The organism is Mycobacterium alsense, from assembly GCF_002086635.1.
In the GTDB taxonomy this organism is placed as follows: Bacteria; Actinomycetota; Actinomycetes; order Mycobacteriales; family Mycobacteriaceae; genus Mycobacterium; species Mycobacterium alsense.
Map to the genome: position 1 here is coordinate 74,265 of NZ_MVHD01000012.1, position 17,301 is coordinate 91,565.

A 17,301-nucleotide genomic window follows, 5' to 3' on the forward strand; every position below is an offset into this window, starting at 1 on the left:
TCAACGCCCCGCCATCAAATGCTTCGGCAAGGGCTGCGCCCACACCACAGTCAACTCGGAGAAATCACTCAAAATATCCCTATCCGCTGGTCGTCGCCATTCGCTGCACTGCGGGTTCTATGCGACAATGCCCCCGATTGCTTGCCGGGTTATCTATTCGCGTTTCGCCCCGTTAGCCGCGACACCAGTAGTGCGTCAGCTATAGTTTGCCGACCATTTCTGCGCAGTCATTGTTCACCTCACCACACAGCAACCCCGCCGCCGGGCTGGTCTGACCGCAACGCCACGCGGGCCCGTGATGCCATCCCGCCCCGCCCTCAGGTCCGGAACGTGATTGCCCGACACCCTCTTGTAGCATGATCAGTAGGATGCTTGGTATGGCGAAGGAAAAGATCTCGGTCACTGTCGATGCCGACGTGTTGGCCGCGGCCGACGCGGACGCCAGGTCTGCTGGGATGAATCGTTCGGAGTTGGTCGAACAAGCGCTGCGCAACGAACATCTGCGTGTTGGTCTGCAGACCTACACCAGCCGCACCGTTCCGGCGCTGGATATCGACGCCTACGCGCAGAAGATCTACCAGGCCAACCGTACCGCCGGCTTGTGATCAGCCCAGGGGACATCGCACCACGGCGCGACAGTGAACACGAGCTCTATGTCGCGGTCTTGTCCAACGCGATCCATCTCAGCGCTGCGACCGGGGGGGCCGGCGCGGGCTGTTTGCGGTTCCGCGCGCGTTGGACACGGCCCTGGGCACAGAGTTGCTCAAACGTTGTGGGCCGATCTACTGGCACAATGCGCGCAATAGGACGACCGTGATCGGTGACCGTGACCGTGCGCCCCGCACGCACCTGGGCCAGATGCCGACTCAACTGATCACGCAGTTCGCGAACCCCGACCTCCACGCTCAACCCCTCCACTCACCGACACAGCGCTCACGCCCTCAAAGTGGCTGCTTACTTGAGACAAATTATAGCCACAAGCGACCGGTCGGGCCTTCTGTCCGCGACCACACCGATATCAATAGCCGGTGAGTGCCCCGTTCGTAGACCGACCGCGCTGCAGCCCTGAATTCTCCAGTCCCCGATAAGCCCCACGTGCATGGGCGTTCGGCACGCCCGTGCCGTAGCACGCGTGCCACGATGCGGGTATTGCCAAACAGATCACTCAAACGGGAGCTGCGCAATAACAGTGGCGAGACTATGCGCCGGCTTGACCAGGGCGAGTCGTTCGTGGTGACCCGCAATGGAATCGCGGTCGGTGAACTTTCCCCGCTGCACCGGCGCCAATTCATCAGCGCCGAGGCGGCCTTCGCGGCATTCCGGGGCGCACCGCGGGTCCGGTCGGACCGGTTGCGGGCCGATCTCGACCGGGTCGCTAGCCAGGACATCACGCCTCGTGGCTGAGGTATCGCGCGTACCCCTCACCGGCCAGTCAGGCCGCGTGACCGCAACCGTCACCTGATCGTGCAGCAGACCCCAATTTCTCACGTCATACACTTAAGGCCATGTCTGGCGTTGAGCGACCTAGCGTAGGACCCCTGCGGGTGTATCCCCCTGACGAGGCGTGCAAGCGCGCGCGTCCGCTGCCTGCGCGCGATCATTTAGTGGTCGACGGTGTGCCTGACAAGCAGTGGGATGCCTTTCAGGAGGCATTGGCCGGTAGATGACCGATGTCGAGTCGGGGGCAGTGGTCATTGACACGATGGTCATCAGCTGGCTGGTTGACGAAAGACCGAACCTGCTTGCCGAACGTTATCGGGCGCTGATCGGCTTAAGACCTGTCTTGCTGCCCTTCCAGACCGTGATGGAGCTTCGCTACGGGGCGCAGCGGGCCGGTTGGGGCGACCTGCGGCGTCGAAGGCTTGACCGGCGCATTGGTGCACTGACGATCGTTCAACCTGACGACGAGACCATTACCGCCTGCGCAGCCCTGCGGGTGCAGTGTCAACAGGCCGGCCATCCGCTCGGCCACAAACTCCACGACGGCGACCGCTGGATTGCTGCCATCGCCATCCGCCTGGATGTGCCACTGGTCTCCCATGACAGGGTCTTTGCGGGCGCGCCGCGCCTCAAGCTCCTCACAGCGTTCGGCGATCATTAGTGCGGCTGCGGCCGGACGGGGCGCCGCATCTGACCGCCACGTGGCGACAACGGCGTTAGCCGCCTGCGCGGCTTTCAGCTCTGCCCGGCAGCGCAATTTGCGGGCACCCGACGGGACCGCTGGATGAGCCCCGGCGGGGCTCTTCGGACCGGGGGTGTGGGGTTGCTGCGTGATGGCGTACACAATGGTGGTGCACAAATCGTGGGCAAACGACCGTCGAAAAGAAATTCATATCGCCGCCGGGTGGTGCGGGAGAGGAAAGAGATCACGCCATCGATTATCGAGGGATTATCGGCTACGCGCCGGACGTCCGCGGATGTTGATGACATGCAGGATGGGACGTTCTGGAATGCCCTTCCACCGCAGTTGAGAAGTGGGATGGGTCGGCGTCGCCGTCTTTGATAACCGGCTGTCTAGGCGGCCGGTCATTTCTCGTCTGCTGTTATTACACTCGTGTACCGCGCGTCCATCGGGCCATCGCGGGCAGTTCGGGCAGGCCACGCTTCTCGTACACTCGGCCCAGCGGAATGTGCCCGGCACCGAGGGGCTATCACGACGCATCCGTTGCACTGCAACATTTTAGCGGTCGTGTCATCGTGCCAAACGGGGCGCGTGCGCACACCGAGGGTCAGCCTCGGACTCAACTCGGGCTGGAGAGCAATGCGGCTCCGCGTTCGCGCGCTGCAATATGGAAAGCCGGCCGATACGAACCGGCAAATTAGAGACCTAATTTACCCGTGCCGCACCAATCAAAACTAAAATCAGCGCGGATTACTGTATATATGTCTCACGACTCGCCAATATTTTGTTCGATAACCCGCGCAAAAATGGCTGAAAAATGGCCTGCTTTCGGCCGGTATTTCTCAGGTACGTTCAGCTCACTCGACAGCCCAGAACACACACGAAGGAGATGGTCGTGGAGCTCACCGCCCGCCCCTACCTCACCGCCGGGGTCTCCCTGGCCAGTGCGGCGGTCATCGCCGCCGGCCCGATGACCCAACACCTACCCAAACTCGACGTCGCCCAACACCTCCCCAAGGTGAGCGTGACCGACATCAACCTCACCGACACCGCCAGCCCCATGATGGACCTGTTCGCCGGGATCGAAAATCAACTCGCCTCACTCGCCGGCGGGGCCAGCGCGGCCGCGGTGCCCGCCGCCGTTGTCAGCAATGCCGTTGACCCCATCCAAACGTGGGTCACTACCTTCCAGAACGCTGGCATGAACCTTCAGTACATCTACAACACGTGGAGCATGCTTCCTTTCCCGGTAGTGCAGCAGATCGCCGCCAACGGGGTGCAATATGCCAGCGAATATGTCGGCGCCTATCAGAATGCCGCAAGTGGCGCCCTCCACTACTTCCTTGGCCTCGGGCCGAGCGGGGCGCCGCCATTGATACCGGCTCTGCAAACCGCGTGGAGCGCCGCCTTGTCTGGCAATATAACGGGCGCGGTGAACGACGTCTACCAAGCCATTTATGCGACTCCAGTAATCTGGATGTTGCAGCCACTCGAGGACGTACTAAACATCCCCACGCAAATGGCGCAAAATCTTGCAAATGGAATGACCTATTTGAACGGACCTTTTCGGACAGGTTTCGGGTCGGATGCGATACTTACCTTGCCAAACACGATCCCGCAATCGCTCGGTCCCAGCCTTCAAGCAGTCTACAATTCATGGACGGCCGGGGATCAAATCGGAGCGGTCACCAATCTGCTTAACACGCCTGGTGTGGTCGCAAATGCTTTCCTCAATGGATTCTCGGCCCATCCTGGCTTACAGCCCCCCAGTGGTGGCTTACTCAGCAGCCCTGCGTTTTTCTTCAAAACACTCAAGGGCAAAGGTGTAACATATGATTTGGTAAACACGCTGCTGCCCAACTTTGCCAAAGCAATCGTGACGCCCGGCGCGCAAAACATCGCGCAAGGCGGCAGCCTCGCGACGGCACTGCAAAACTTCGCGAATCAGTTGATCAATGGGTGGCCACCCTTGACTGGCCTGCCAACCCCCGCGGCCAATCTCATTACGAGCCTGACCTCGAGTCTCGGAAGTATTGGTAGTCAGTTGACTTCCCTGCTTCAAAACACGGCGTCATCCGTCATGTCGGGTCTTGGCTCTTTGGGCAGCATGGCCGGCGCGTTCGCATCCCAGATCGGAACGCTGCTGATCAACCTGCTGCGGCTGCTCTAGCCTCAGCGACAGCAGCCGCGGCGAAACGCGAACGCAAGAAAGAGTCGGGTCCCCTTCGACAAGAAGGGGGCCCGACCTACATCACACACATTAAGATGCGATGGGCGATCTGAGTTGACCGCCCAGCTCGATGACAATCGGCCCCCTCCGCTAGATAACTCGCGCAGGGGGCCGATCGCCGTTTTGGACGTCACCAGTTCGTCTCGGCGACCTTCACCGGACTCAGAGGAGCTTGAGAAGGTTGGAGATCAGCAGGCCGATATTGCTTGTCAGCCATGCGCCGGCTTGGCCCAATAGCGATGGGAGATTCGACAACACCGACGGAATGGTTTGCAGGAGTTGCGTCAGTCCGGCATTAAGGTCGTTGACCACAGGAGTCAGGGATGGCCAGCCATTTTGCAGCTGGTTCGCGAATCCTTGGAGTGCCCCAGCGAGGCTGCCGCCGGGCTTGAAGCCCTGGGCTAAATTGCCGTTTACAATCTGCACCGCCCCGGGAGCAACGATCGCCTGTGAGAGCTGCGGCCCCAAGGCATTCAGTCCCCAATTTAGCAGTCCAGACGGAGTAACCAGCTTGGTCGGGGAAGCACTCAGCACGCCGCCGTTACCGTTGATTCCATTGAGGAGAGTATTTGCCACGGCGCCGGGGGTGTTGATCAGATTCGCCACTGCTCCGACCGCGTCCCCGGTGGTCCACGCATTGAAAGCAGCTTGAAGACTCGTGCCCAGACCCGACTGAATGTCGTTGGGCAGATCAAACAAACCAAAAGTACCTACGCCAGTCAGGAAAGGTGAGGCGGGTCCAAACAGGAAGTTGGTCCCGTTGTAGAGCTCATGCGTCATGTTGGCGAGGATGGTGGTAATGTTTTCTAGCGGCTGACCCATTTGTACAAACGCATTGTTGTAGAGCGCGGTGTATAAGGCCGCAATTGCGCCGGACACGTTGCCACTCTGGTAGTCGGTGAGCGCCGTCTGGAGGAGCGGCTGAAAATTCCCCGGCTTTGTCGAGGTAAAGTAGTTTACGGCGTTCTTCGCGGCGGTTTGGTATGCCCCGACGTAGATCCCCGCATAGCTGAGCCAGTTTGCCCCGACCTGCTGCAACACCGGGAATGGCAGCTGGCTCCACCGATTAAAAATCGTCTGCAGGTTGGTGCCCGCCGTCGCGAACGTATCAACCCACGTCTGAATGGGGAGAGGAAGTCCGGTTGAGGCGGCGGGGAGCGCGGCCGCACTTGCCCCGCTCGCCAGCGAGGCCAGTTCGTTCTCCACGCCGGAAAACAGGTCCATCATGGGGCTGGCGGCGTCGGTGAGGTTGATGTCGGTCACGCTCACCTTGGGGAGGTGTTGGGTGACATCGAGTTTGGGTAGGTGTTGGGTCATCGGGCCGGCGGCGATGACGGCGGCGCTGGCCAAAGCGATGCCGGCGCTGAGGTGGGGGCGGCGGGCGGCGAGGTCCACGACCATCTCCTTTGTGTGTTTCGGGCTATCGAGTGAGGTGAACGTACCTGAGAAATACCGGCCCAATAGACGCCATTCAGCAGCCATTGTGGCGGTGCGCGTTTCTCCGAATATGGGCGCTCGCGACGGAACGCTCATAAATGAGCCATCCGCATTTCACAGGCGACTTTAGCGACGCGGGTGGAATATCGTTCGGGTATGGCCTGGATCCATCGATTCGTACGGCCGAGCTTCCAATATTTCTTCCCGCCAACCGACCGCGGCACGCTTCCCGATGGGAGGTGAATCCGGGGCAGCTCAGCGGTGTGGGCTAGTGATTCCCGACACTTTGACAGCGCGCAGGTCCACTAAAGATGTTGTAGCGCAACGCATCTAACGTGACCGATGACGGGCATTCCCGGTTTCCGCGGAGTCGCGATGCGCCGGAGGCGCGGGCATACTTGGCGGCCACCGATGGGTACAGCCACAGTGCGCGAGCGCGATAAGCATCAGGCGCGAGAATAATCCGCCGGTCTGGAACCTCGTCATCGAACGCGGAGGCCCGACCCCCTCCCGCACCTCAGCCGACGGTGGACAAGTATTGCAGATATCCCTTGCCGTAACCCGTAGACATCGGCGGACCGCTGGCATGGGCGTGATAATCGCCGCGATTATCGACGATAATATCTCGCCGCATTCTCACCCGGCCGGATAGTACGCAATTTGCTTTCCAACGGTCGTTTGCCGACCATTCTGCGGGACAATTGTTTACGTCACCCCACAGCAACACCGAGAACCGTCCACAGCCTGCCCGTGGCATCGTCAACCACAGACGCGAAAGGTTGATGCTGCGACGACGCGACGCGGACGGCGGTGATAATCGACGACCGCCCTCGGAGCGGCCAAGGTGCTGGCAACCGTGACGTCACGATCATTGGGCACGGTGCTCGACGACGCGTTGCCGGTCCTACTGCGGCGTTGACAGCCCCGGCGAGCGCGGGGCCGACTGGGCAGATGCAGCGCGGTGACCATCGTTGGACGCAACTACAGACGGTCACCGGCCCGTACTTATCGTGACCCGAGATTCCGTCGCGGATCAACGATCTGTACGTCGCCTCCGTCCTGCGTCGCGAATGCTGCCCCCTCGTCACCCAGGACGTCCGCCGCATTGGACGGCGTGGCCGGCCTCGCCGTGATCAACGTGCGATACCTGAGCGGTGACCGGAACGACGTGTCGCTCTTGGAGGGCGCTGCTGTCTTCGAACTTGATATCGCAATGCCATCGCTTTTGAGATTGGCGTGGGGCATTGCACCTACGACGGTACGACGGCTCGCCGGGCGGCGTGGCGGATCCGGGGAGCCAATGTCAGGGGACGCATCGTGATCGCTCAGCTGCCATTGCATTTCGCCGCTGATCCCCTTCTCGAAACAGCATCGACTTGCCTCGCTGGGGCTCTGCGTTGGGTACATTGGCCAGCATGCTAAAGCTGGTTTTCGCGATCGCATCTGTGTGCATGCTCGCTAGCTGTTCCTCGAATGCGGATTCCTCTTTAGCCAAGGGCGACATCAGCAAGGTCGGCCAGCTTAAGTCGACCTTTGGGTCCGAATTCAAGGTCATCGAGGTCACCAAACGGCCCATCGATCCCAAGCTGGCCTCGCCCCACCAGCTGCCCGCCGGCCTAACGTTTGAGCCACCACAATGCGCCAAAGCCGCGCTTGGACAAGACATCCCATCCGATTTGAAGGGCAGCATGGCAGCCATCTCCGCCGAAGGCAACGGCAACCGGTTCGTCATTATCGCCATAGAAACGTCCAAGCCGCTGCCGTTCGACACCCCGCAACAACAATGCAAGAAGGTCGCCTTCGCTGGGGACAAGATACGCGGCGGGATCGGCGTGGTCGATGCGCCAAAAATCGACGGCGCGCGGACCCTCGGCACCCATCGCATCATGCAGGCGGATGTCGAGGACTCCACGCGTACCGGCGAACTCTACGATTACGTCGCCCAGTTCGGCGACTTCCAAGTGACCGTGGTCGCCAATCCGCTTGTAGACCCCGATCAATCCGTTGTACCTGTCGACACACAACGCGCTCGCGACTTGCTGGTCAAAGCGGTAGCCGCGGTACGGAGCTGACCGCCGCCGTATTTGGAACGGCGAAAGCTACGGTGCAGTAGCGGAATATTGGCTCCGCCGCAAAACCCGAAGGGTCACGTCGCAGCTGTAGCGCGTACCCGATGGGGTGTTATGACGTTGCGCGGTCGGCGTTGCTTATGTCCGGGTTGGTCCGGGGCATCTGCGTCGTGGTTGGTGTCGAAGTGCGTCCACCCAGCGGGGTCGAATGCCACTCGTCGGGTACGACGGCAGTTCGCGGCAGTGATGCCCGCGTAGAAGGACGACAGCCGCCGCTATCCCACTCTTCAGCCCAATCCCACACCGACGCTAACGCTGATCCAATCTCGGCGCCTGCGGCGGTCAGCTGCCACGTTCCGGCCTGGTTCTTAACAACCAGGCCGGAGGCCGACAGCTGTCGAAGCCGCTCAGAAAGCACGCTCGATGAGCAGTTGTCCATGCGCTGACGTAGGTCCAGGAATCGTAGAGCGCCGGCCTGAAGCTCCCAAATGGCGCGCAGCATCCACCGCTGCCCTAGCAACTCCATTGTCATTCGGACGGGTTTCGTTGGGCGAGGCGGCTTCGGAGCAGGCCATTGCAGCCGGTCGCCGGCGCGTCCCTCGGCGCCATAACGATACGTCAATTGTCATACCCAATAACCGATAGACAGCCGATTGTCGTCTTCGACATGGATTCCTTACGTAATGGCGCGACCGCGTTCGATCAAGCCGTCAACCAACTCATCTATGGCGCAATGATCCGGTACCGTCGACGGGCGCAAGCTGCAGATCTCGGTGACGAAAGCGCCGCCATCGGGTGCGTCGAGCGGCCACTTCTGGAGGGTCACCGGCTCGAAGAACAGGAACCACGTCAGCACGATCTCCTTGAATCGCGCTTCTGCGGCTGACTGCGTCGTCCATAGCGAGTCGACGTCAAATTCGCGCGCTGGTTGGCCCGTGGTGACCACATACACGAACTGATCGGTCATACGGAGCCTGCACAGGCCGAGCGGAGTGAACTGGCTCCGCGGCACGGAGCCTGCCGCCCAACGCATCCGACGCTCGTGATCCGCAACGGCATCGGCGACGCGGGCTGCTGCATCGTCTCCATAGCCGCTGAGATTAGCGGGTCAAGGTGGACGACGTTGTCAGGTCCGGCGTCCAATCTTGACGACATTTCAAAGCGAAAATATCTGCGGGCGACGATAACTCGGTTCATTTCGTTGCCGGGACCGTAGCCGGTATGGGTGGTGCTGCGCGGAGCTGCGAGTGGGGCATCGGCTTCCGCGTCCTGTGGATTTCGCAGTTCCGCCTCGGGGTACGACGCAGTTGTACTCAAAACTGTCGACGTCAATCGCTACGAACGCTGTCCCGAGGTGACACGCCTAAAGCGGCTTGTACCTGTCCATTATCTGGGAGTTGTTCAGCGGGTGATTGATCCGTCGACAGCTGTCGCCCATCGCGATCATCTGCTGGCGTGACATCTGCTCGAGATAGTGCGTGCGAATGTGTCCCGCATAGGTTTTGGTCGCGGGTTGAAGCCGGGCGAGGCCTACACGGGTGATGGTCGCAACCACCCCGCGTTTATCCCTGGTGCTGCGGCTGCGCAGGACAAGGCCGTCCGATTCCAGGCGGCGAATTTGCTGGGTTATCCGGCTGGGCCCGACCGCCAGAGCTTCGGCCAGATCGCCCATCCGAGCCGACCCGCTGCCATTGGCCCGGGCGAGCATGCGGAGCACTAGGAAGTCGAACAAGGTCAGGTTGTGCATTTTCACCAGTTGCCGGTCCAACGTCTCCAACAGGAGCGCCGACGATTCCAGAAACGCCTGCCAGCATCGTTCCTCCCTGTCATCGAGCCCCGGCAAACTAATTTTTGGCGGCTCAGGACTCGTTTCCTCCACGGCGGGGGACGGTATCCAACCAGACCGCCGCACTGAAGTTGAAACGGCAGTTGCCTCAGCGATTGTCATGGATCCACCAGGGAAGAACGATGGTCAGCAACTGCAGAGCAGATGATTTTGCGCTGTTCATAGGCTCTCCAGCCTCGCCATAGAAAACTGTCAGATTGAAGTATCTGATTCAAGGCGATAGTTACTTGTTGGTAGTTTTTTAGAACGCGTTCTACACGGCGCTGTGTATAGCCACGTACCGGTGCGTATTAGCATAACTCGCAGATCAGGAGCAGTACAGAGGTGATTCTAGAATTAGCTAGTGGTGTCAGATGTGCAACACGATCTAATACAGTTCTGGCTCGAATGAGTTGGCAGGCTTCGTCGTACTTGTAATGCGAGCGATTTAGCTAGCGTCAGGACGCATCCGCCATCCCTCGGTCTGGCCGTGCAAAGTGCACCGTAAACATGACAGCAGCCGAGAATGATTCGTTCAACCTAAAGAGGCCGTCGACGGCACCGTCGGACCAGGCCCGTCCAAACGTCTTTTACCGGCAAAATTACGGCGGGGTAAGGCTTTTCCCTTCAGCGGTGGCCAGCTAGCGTAACCCGAGTAGGGTAGCCGCTATTGAACGTCTGCCGAAAACCGCCGTTTCGCCCCCTCCCGGATTATGTTGTGGTACTTGATCTCTGGCCCGACGCCAGCACGGCCCATCACTGCGCCAATTGGCGGTTCAGTCGCGGCTGTGCGCGGCCGCGAATTGAGGGAATTTCTTTGAGCTGAATAGATTTGGGTTGTCGAGCCCAAAAGATCGCGAACGCACGCGCGCTTGAAATGGGACGAAATCTCCTGCGCCACTTGGTAACAATGTAACGATGTGGAGTCCGACACGAAATCGGCGGTGGCCCTTCATGACTCACTTAGCGCATGGCACAATGCCGAGGCACGGCATGGGCATTAGACAACGGTTCTCGCCGCGGGCCGGTAGGGAGCATGGAGATTTTCGTTAGCTCGCCGAAAGGCCTGGGCCGATCAGGTCGGCCCTTGGCGCGGCACGTAGAACAGGCACTCGTCCGCTCTACCAGCATTTGCTGGACCTCCCACGGGTCCCGTCGCTCAGCGGATCGCGCACCAGCTCAACCCGCACGCGGTAGCAGCTTGGCCGAGGTTAACACGTGTCACGCATGGAACTTTGGGCGGGCGACCAGTGGTCATCACGGCTAGACACCGGCACTACGCTGTCGGCACGCGGGCGCGCGGCTTTCACCGACGCCTTCGGCTCGCGGAAAGATCCTCAGTGGCCAAACTTTGCGGTCATTTCCACCGCTCTCGCGTGAACCTTCAAGCCTATGTGCAACATTGGACGCTCCTGAGCACCAGCTGTGTTTTTGGCTGTCGCTACCTGACCTACCAGTTGGTCGACGACTATTGCCTCTGGTTGAAAGCTAGCCCTCCACGCCGTGGCAACGGCAGGCGGCAGCAGCTGCGTGAAAGGCATTAAGGCGCAACGTTGCTGATCGATGCGTGGCTGCTGCTCCCCGAAAGCACGTGAGCAGATAGTTATGTGAGCGGTGGAGTGATTCGGTCAGCACTCAGTGGCAGGGCTGACCGCATGCTCGTTCAGACGACGATGTTGGGTTCCGCTGCTGGCAGCTGGGAAGGCCGAGCTGTCACTGCGAAGCCCTGCTGGTGTCGCACCCGCCAGCCAGAAGGTACCGATAGGCCGCCCAAAACTATCGCGTGCGCCATCTGTGCGGAGACGGGCGATCCCCTTAGGTGTTGGTGTCCGGCTACCGGCTGTGCGCTGCGCGCGTTGAGCTGAACGTGACGGTTGTCCAGCGCGTCGCGCGTACAGCTCAGCGCTGTAGCGTCGGCCTCGCAGAGCTGAGACGCCTGCGCCAGAATGCTGATCGGGTACATCGCTAAATGCTCCGCCGCGGTGGCGGTGCTGAGCGCCTCCGCGGCGTGCTTACCGTCCGGCACGCTGCCCGATGGGCCTGACTGGCCGCAATGGACCGGCAGGGCCGCCGCCGTCGTAAGCGAACTCAGCGCCCAGCGCATCTCGTTAAGAGTATTCGTTCGCGGCGCCGGAATGCTGCCTGCGCCGGGAGCACCATCCGTTGCAGCCGGGGCATCCGCAGAATTCGTCGTAGCTGTCGCCTTGCCGTATGCCGACCTCCTGACCAGATCGCGCCACGCGGTCATATACCCGTTCATCGTCGTCGCGTCCTGCGCCCACATTTCGAGGTAATATGCCTCCGTTGCGGCCACGGCCAGCGAATCCTGACCCAACACATTTGTTGTTGCCAATTTTCTGAACCATGCACGGTTGGCTTTGATCACTTGCGGTGGCACGGTCATCGCAAACGCTGTCTCCAGTACATCCGCCGCGGCCACAGCCTTGGCAGCCACGTCAGCCACCTGCGCAGCAGTCGCGTTGAGCCACGACGCATATTGAGCCACGGCGCCAGCGATCTCAAGCACCGACGGCCCCGGCCAAATGGCGATCAACGCAGAGATCGCCGGCCGAAGGGACTCGACAGTCGAACACAACCCCGCTGCCAAGACATCCCACGCGGACGCGGCAAGACTCAACTGCCCCGACCCGCGGGCAGTATAAACCAGCTCCGTGTTGAACTCCGGAGGGAAAAGCGAGAAGCTCACATCGCCCGACTTCTAGTCAGTCGCAACCGCGTTGGCGGACTCAGTCACTGATAACAAATCAGGGTCGCGGGCGGACTGCCCAGCTTGGAGCATCATCCGCTAGCCTTCGATCCGTACTTTGCGATCGTCATGTCAGGCGCTTATTCAATCCGATGACTGCTCAGCAAGTTTGATCGTTGCTACCGGGCATCCAGCCTCGGCGGCCGAAGCCAAACTGTCCGTGAGCGCAGCTGCGAGGCAGCTTTCCCGCGGTACTGTGAACACTGCGGGAAAGCTGCCGGGTGGTGCTACCAGCTTGGGCAGCTTGGGTAAGGTAAATAAGCCAGCAGCAGCACCCCTGCGTCACCGGTCGGAGCGAGCGCCCCACCGGCGACGAAGCTTTATTCCACTTCTTGCGCAACGGATCTACGGGTAGCAGCACCAGTGTCTCCACCTAACCTCCGCTGATGGTTGGCGAACATTCTTTGGGCGCCTGTCGTAGCGTACAGAAGGCGCACCAGAATGTTGATCCTCAGATGAGCAAAGTGATTAAGCTGCCCCGGCAGCCTCCGCGCTCAGCAAAGGTTCAACCCCTGGAAACACCTTGCTAGGTATGCTATCTGCCCTAGATAGCGAACTATCTCGAAGGCTATCGAGTTTCAAGATGAAATTACCGTACAGTAGCCTGACCGTCTCCTTGCGACCGATGTCTTGCGGCACAGGAGGATTCACGTAGGAAAGGTCGGCAAATCGGTTGCCCCATTCGAGACCCCACACAGCTACCAACTACTCGATCAGTATTGATTGGAACGCATTTCAGAGCAGGGTCGGGCCCGGCGGCTGACTGCCTGAGGCAAATTGTGGGATGCGGCCGAGCTCTTGTGCCGCCGACACCCACGCGAGGGGTATCGACAAGGTTCCCAATGTAAATGCCCGCGCCATCTGCGCTGAGATCTCCGCAACCCACGCCATCGGCCGGTCGCGCACCCTCTCCGCCCCCAACCCAGGGACGCAGTTGGCGAGCCGACCAAAACCGTTGAAGAGCCCGGCGCTCCTGGCGCTCAACTCCGCGGCGCCGGTCGGGGACATCTGGGCCGCCTGCGCCAACATGCCCACAGGGAACATCGCGATCCGCTCCGAAGTGTTGACGGTATCGTTTGGTCCGGCGCCTGGCGGACCCGGCGATGCGGTGTCCCCAGAGGGCAGGTGGCCGAGGTTGTCGGGCAGCCATCCCCCTTCCATCAGTGAACTTAGGGCCCAACGTATTTCGGTCACCGGACTGGTAAAGATCGTTGGCACACCGTCGGGGGCGGCAGCGGCAGTCAGAGTGGCAGTCGGAGTCGTCGAGGTCGGGGTCAGCGACGCGGACTTGGTCGATAACGATGTCTTGACTTCGCCGTGGAACGCCGTTACATACCAGTTCATCGTCACCGCGTCCTGCGCCCACATTTCCAAGTAGTGAGTTTCGGTGTCGGCAATCGCCTGAGTGTTCTGCCCCAGCAGATTGTTCGTTGCCAGCGTCGCGAGCCAGGACCGATTGGCCGCGATCACTAGCGGCGGAACCGCCATGGCGAACATGGCCTTGAAGGTCTTTTCGGCAGCCTTGGCGTTGGCGCAGGCGCCGGCCGCGTGCGCCGCCAACACGGTCATACGCGACGCGTAATGCGCTGTTGCGCCCGCCATCCAAATCCCCGCCGGACCGGGCCAGTTTGTCATCAGTCCCGCGAACGTCGCCTTAAACGAAACCGCTATCGAATAGAATCCCGCCGCAAAGTACTCCCACTCTGACGCTGCGGCACCCAGCTTTTCCCAGCCAGGTGCGCTGTAAATCAGCGTGGAATTGACCTCTGGCGGAAGAACCGACAAGTTCACCATTACAGGGATGCCACGCCAGCCGACTCAGGCCGCGCATCCAAGAGCACGTCTGCGCCAGGCCCCCTCCGATCTGGCTGCAGTACCGGCGCCGCCACTTGGTGGGCCGCGATCGAAAAGCAGATGCTGGACAAGGCCTTAGCGGTCTCACTCAACGATTCTGAATCCTCAGCCGGAAACGTCACGCCCCAACCTCGCGGGATAAACCCCGTCGGGCTGCGTGACTGGCGAGCGTCGCGCCCCGGCTCCATTCAATCCCCTCCCGAACAATAGGGTCGTCGCTCGTGACGATGATGTGCACCAAAGTTCTCCTTGATGACATCTCCGCAACTGGTGTACGGGCAGCATTCCCGCAAGGGTGGGGCCCCGCGGGAAAGCTGCCCGTCTGCCGCTGGCAAGGAAAGGGAATTTTGGACCAGCAGCAGCCCCCGCGAGTCACCGGTATGCTCAGCCGGCACCGGTAACTCCCTCCGAGTCACCGGTGAGCCTCGACGATCGGCCGGTCTGGGCTCCCTTTCATACTGTTGGGCAACGAAATTAGAGGCGAAGCACTAGCCGCATCTACAGTCCTCCGAGAGTTGCCTGGTAGCCAGAATCTGACGTGTGTGGAACAGTACCGAAGGGGCGGCCAAGGGGCGATGCGGTTTTGAGGAAACTGACGAAACCGCTCGCGACTTTCTAGGTCTGGCAATGCCTTCGCCTTCTATAGTTACTGAATACGCATCTACACTTATCGATCCAGCAAACGCTGGCAGCAGCCCACAAGCTTCAACCTGAAACTACCCATGAGTAGCGCTCATGTGCGCTTCGGAGCTGAAAACGCTGCCACGCAACGGGATTCGCGGCCCAGGCCGACGCGCCACATCATACGATCTATTGGGGTCGCTTATTTCCGTCTGGTATCCAAATGACGTCCGCCGTGGACGATCGTCAGGTGCCCAGTCGAGATTGTTTGATCGACGAACCGGAAGGGGTCAAGGTGAAGCGGATCGTAGCGGGGTTCGCGATCGTCGGATCGACCTTGACATTCGCGCCCGCCCCCGTGTCCTTGGCGGCCACCAACACTGCCACCACCCTGTTTCCCCTAGATGGCGGCAACCAACTGGAGACTCACGCCTTCCTCAATTGCTTGAAAGCCGATGGCCACTGCGACTTCACCGTCGGGGCCGACGTGCGCACTCTCGACGGCGTGACCGGTTTCCCGCCCAGCCTGTGGGCGCGCCAGACGACCGAGGTCCGATCGCCAAACCGGATGGCTTATTTGGACGCTCACGCCAATGGTCAGTTCGAGCGGGTAAATAAGGCATTGGGCTCCGATGAAATCACGACAGTCTACTTCGGCGACGGGCCGCCGGATAAGTACCAGACAACTGGGCGTATCGACTCCGCCGACTGGTCGACGGGCCAGCCCAAGACCGACATCAGCGTCATCGTCTGCACGCACATCCAGGTCGTGTACTCGGGTGTCAATGTCACCTCACCGAGCACTTGCGCGCAGGCCACATTCGCCTAACAGGTCGAGCTGCCGTGGCGTCGCCGCACGGTATTAGCCAGCACGCCTGCCAGCACACAGGTCCGCGCAACCGCGAGAGTCAGCGACCGTTCGGCTTAGCTGCTTCAACCAATTCGTCGACGCAGAAACGAAGCTGCTTGGCGGCGTCCGTGTCTCCCCAATATGCCAGGTGCGAAGCACGGCGCTGCCAGACGCCAATCAACTCCCATAGCTTCCTATGTGTAACTCCGCAGGCTTCGCATTGGGATGCCAACTCGCCTTACTTCCTTACCTCGTATTAGCCATTCGCCGAGCTTCAACTGGGCCGGTAGCTGACCCTTGGCGCGGACGGAGGGCGTAGGAGACTCATTGCCGCTGAGACTAGTGGTCCGGCGTGCACGCTGGGTTCGCATCCAGCGGCACGCTTTGAAAGATTTTCAATATGAAAATACTTCAGACTCGACTGAGCTCGTTTCACCAGCAACTTTGAGGGAATCGCAAACACATACCGGCCCGAGATGCGCATCTGCGGTGCCTTGCCTTTCCGATGTAGGCGGGCCCGTCGCTTCCCACACGATTTTCGGCGTTCTGCAGTGCCGGCGACTTGCCATTGCGCGTCGCAATCACGGCCACACGGTGCAGGCCTGCATAGGAGCTGCAAAATGGCGGGGAAGCGGCGGCTCGACCGCAAGCAGTGTGGCCGATCTCTGTTGCGGCAGCGGCTGTTTGGCATCCACCATCTAAGCTTGACGGATCGATTTCGCTTGCGATCTGTAATAAGTTTCGATTCACCTGCCCTCGACTGGGTAGTGTTCACACGGCGTTATGGCTACGCCTCCAATGACTACCAAGGATTCCGCATGAGGATATGGATATGACGTTCGCATTGTTGATGTGTAGCGCTTGGATGCCAGTTTTCCGCAGACGGCGGTGCCAGCGTAGGTTCGGACGGCTCGGCGCCGCCGCGGCGGCAACGATTGCCCCTCTTTCCGGCATGTTGGCACTGCGCGCGCGCCGGCGGTGACGGATTCACCTCACGCCCGGGCAGCGGGTTTTCGTCTAGTTCGCTTGGGACAGCCGGCCATCGACGATGACTTTGTGTTCCTTTTGACATCGGTCGATCGGTCCGAGGTCGTTGGGAACCCTACTAATCCTTGCGGCCCGACGACTGCGAAGAGTGTGTTCGTCAACGCTCGCCTGACGGTGACGAACACCGGCGCTGAGCCGAGGGTGTTTTCGGCAGCCGATCAAAAGCTGATGGTTGACGGCGTCGCCTTCAAAGTCGCTAACGGTGCAGCGTTATCGGGGGCGGCGACAAGCCAGGTCACCGTCGTTCCCGGTGCCCGCCTGTCGGTGGTGTTGTCGTTCGAGGTGCCGGCGGAAACCCCAGCATGGGGTGCGTTGGAGTTGCATGCCTCGTCCACGTCGCCGGGAGTCGGTGTCGCGTTTCCGTCCCCACATCAATCAGAGTCGAGCTTTGCGCGCGACGGCGCGTGGTCAGCGCTAGGCCGTGCCTTTCCGGGGGTTACCGCGTCGTCCCGAACGGGTTTCGCAGATTAATGAGACCT

The 17,301-nt window shown here is 60.6% G+C and carries 13 protein-coding genes and 2 pseudogenes; 8 read left to right on the forward strand and 7 right to left on the reverse strand.

From position 1 onward, the window contains the following. Positions 1-377: 377 nt before the first annotated feature. Together BST11_RS09870 and BST11_RS28135 are read left to right on the forward strand one after the other, a co-directional pair. Positions 378-605, forward strand: a complete 228-nt coding sequence (locus tag BST11_RS09870) for a ribbon-helix-helix protein, CopG family (RefSeq protein ID WP_083137775.1) — start codon at positions 378-380, stop codon at positions 603-605. Further along, positions 602-700, forward strand: a pseudogene (locus BST11_RS28135) (toxin); the annotation flags it as partial. The gene BST11_RS09870 and the pseudogene BST11_RS28135, both read left to right, overlap by 4 nt. A gap of 92 nt (positions 701-792) precedes the next feature. Here the strand turns inward: BST11_RS28135 and BST11_RS28925 are convergent. After that, a pseudogene (locus tag BST11_RS28925) lies at positions 793-918 on the reverse strand (type II toxin-antitoxin system Phd/YefM family antitoxin); the annotation flags it as partial. 282 nt (positions 919-1,200) lie between these two features. Here BST11_RS28925 and BST11_RS09880 point away from each other — a divergent pair. The 3 genes from BST11_RS09880 (at position 1,201) to BST11_RS09890 (ending at position 4,292) form a co-directional block, all read left to right on the forward strand. Next, positions 1,201-1,404: a hypothetical protein gene (locus BST11_RS09880; RefSeq protein WP_083137776.1), complete on the forward strand. Its 204-nt coding sequence runs from the start codon at positions 1,201-1,203 to the stop codon at positions 1,402-1,404. Between the two features lie 259 nt (positions 1,405-1,663). After that, positions 1,664-2,101, forward strand: a complete 438-nt coding sequence (locus BST11_RS09885; RefSeq protein ID WP_083137777.1) for a PIN domain-containing protein — start codon at positions 1,664-1,666, stop codon at positions 2,099-2,101. A gap of 916 nt (positions 2,102-3,017) precedes the next feature. Beyond that, positions 3,018-4,292 carry a hypothetical protein gene (locus BST11_RS09890; protein ID WP_142276278.1) on the forward strand — a complete coding sequence of 425 codons (1,275 nt, stop codon included), beginning with the start codon at positions 3,018-3,020 and terminating at the stop codon, positions 4,290-4,292. Between the two features lie 222 nt (positions 4,293-4,514). Here the strand turns inward: BST11_RS09890 and BST11_RS09895 are convergent, their stop codons facing one another. Beyond that, entirely contained in the window at positions 4,515-5,747 is a 1,233-nt protein-coding gene (locus tag BST11_RS09895; protein ID WP_142276279.1) for a hypothetical protein, read from the reverse strand. Between the two features lie 1,457 nt (positions 5,748-7,204). On the opposite strand from BST11_RS09895, the gene BST11_RS09900 reads away from it, so the two are divergent. Beyond that, a complete protein-coding gene (locus tag BST11_RS09900; protein ID WP_083137840.1) occupies positions 7,205-7,861 on the forward strand; it encodes a DUF5642 family protein in 657 nt (218 codons plus the stop codon). 109 nt (positions 7,862-7,970) lie between these two features. Here BST11_RS09900 and BST11_RS09905 read toward each other — a convergent pair whose 3' ends face one another. From BST11_RS09905 to BST11_RS09925, 5 genes are all read right to left on the reverse strand, one after another. Further along, a complete protein-coding gene (locus BST11_RS09905; RefSeq protein WP_342351731.1) occupies positions 7,971-8,390 on the reverse strand; it encodes a winged helix-turn-helix transcriptional regulator in 420 nt (139 codons plus the stop codon). Positions 8,391-8,534: 144 nt separating this feature from the next. Next, a complete protein-coding gene (locus tag BST11_RS09910) occupies positions 8,535-8,825 on the reverse strand; it encodes a hypothetical protein (RefSeq protein ID WP_142276280.1) in 291 nt (96 codons plus the stop codon). Between the two features lie 396 nt (positions 8,826-9,221). Next, positions 9,222-9,737 carry a MarR family winged helix-turn-helix transcriptional regulator gene (locus BST11_RS09915; RefSeq protein ID WP_244897601.1) on the reverse strand — a complete coding sequence of 172 codons (516 nt, stop codon included), beginning with the start codon at positions 9,735-9,737 and terminating at the stop codon, positions 9,222-9,224. Between the two features lie 1,609 nt (positions 9,738-11,346). After that, complete coding sequence (locus BST11_RS09920) at positions 11,347-12,390, reverse strand: PPE family protein (RefSeq protein ID WP_083137788.1); 1,044 nt, start codon at positions 12,388-12,390, stop codon at positions 11,347-11,349. 795 nt (positions 12,391-13,185) lie between these two features. Beyond that, positions 13,186-14,244: a PPE family protein gene (locus BST11_RS09925; RefSeq protein ID WP_083137790.1), complete on the reverse strand. Its 1,059-nt coding sequence runs from the start codon at positions 14,242-14,244 to the stop codon at positions 13,186-13,188. Positions 14,245-15,220: 976 nt separating this feature from the next. Here BST11_RS09925 and BST11_RS09930 point away from each other — a divergent pair. Beyond that, positions 15,221-15,754, forward strand: coding sequence for a hypothetical protein (locus BST11_RS09930; protein ID WP_083137841.1), 534 nt, complete (start codon positions 15,221-15,223; stop codon positions 15,752-15,754). A gap of 999 nt (positions 15,755-16,753) precedes the next feature. Further along, the gene (locus BST11_RS29255; RefSeq protein WP_083137792.1) at positions 16,754-17,293 is read left to right on the forward strand and encodes a DUF4352 domain-containing protein; all 540 of its coding nucleotides are present in this window, start codon (positions 16,754-16,756) and stop codon (positions 17,291-17,293) included. Positions 17,294-17,301: the final 8 nt, after the last annotated feature.

Coding starts and splice junctions, on each gene's coding strand:
- BST11_RS09925 (WP_083137790.1), bottom strand. CDS start 14,244: ATGGTGAACTTGTCGGTTCTTCCGCCAGAGGTCAATTCCACGCTGATT.
- BST11_RS09910 (WP_142276280.1), bottom strand. CDS start 8,825: ATGACCGATCAGTTCGTGTATGTGGTCACCACGGGCCAACCAGCGCGC.
- BST11_RS09870 (WP_083137775.1), top strand. CDS start 378: ATGGCGAAGGAAAAGATCTCGGTCACTGTCGATGCCGACGTGTTGGCC.
- BST11_RS09905 (WP_342351731.1), bottom strand. CDS start 8,390: ATGACAATGGAGTTGCTAGGGCAGCGGTGGATGCTGCGCGCCATTTGG.
- BST11_RS09900 (WP_083137840.1), top strand. CDS start 7,205: ATGCTAAAGCTGGTTTTCGCGATCGCATCTGTGTGCATGCTCGCTAGC.
- BST11_RS09880 (WP_083137776.1), top strand. CDS start 1,201: ATGCGCCGGCTTGACCAGGGCGAGTCGTTCGTGGTGACCCGCAATGGA.
- BST11_RS09885 (WP_083137777.1), top strand. CDS start 1,664: ATGACCGATGTCGAGTCGGGGGCAGTGGTCATTGACACGATGGTCATC.